We start from the raw sequence: 229 nt of genomic DNA on the forward strand, positions 1-229 counted from the left end.
AATAGCCGTAACGGCGGCAGTGAATCGCACAGCACCGGGCTTTCCCGTACCACCGTCTCAGCGGGTGACAATCTGGTGTTGAAAGCGGGTCAGGATATTAATTCTCACGCGGCCGGGCTGGCAGCGGAAAATGATGTGGGTCTGCTGGCCGGGCGTGATGTCAACCTGCTGGCTGAAGCAACAACCGACGGCGACAGCTATCGTGCGAAGAAGAAAACCGTGGTCAATG

The 229-nt window shown here is 57.6% G+C and carries 1 protein-coding gene; it reads left to right on the forward strand.

All coding sequences use genetic code 11. The features are described 5' to 3' along the window. Positions 1-229 (forward strand): hemagglutinin repeat-containing protein (locus FDX22_RS12565; RefSeq protein ID WP_146717277.1); only part of this gene is annotated, 229 nt, incomplete at both ends.

The sequence above is a fragment of the Citrobacter sp. TBCS-14 genome, assembly GCF_005280805.1.
Lineage (GTDB): Bacteria > Pseudomonadota > Gammaproteobacteria > Enterobacterales > Enterobacteriaceae > Citrobacter > Citrobacter gillenii.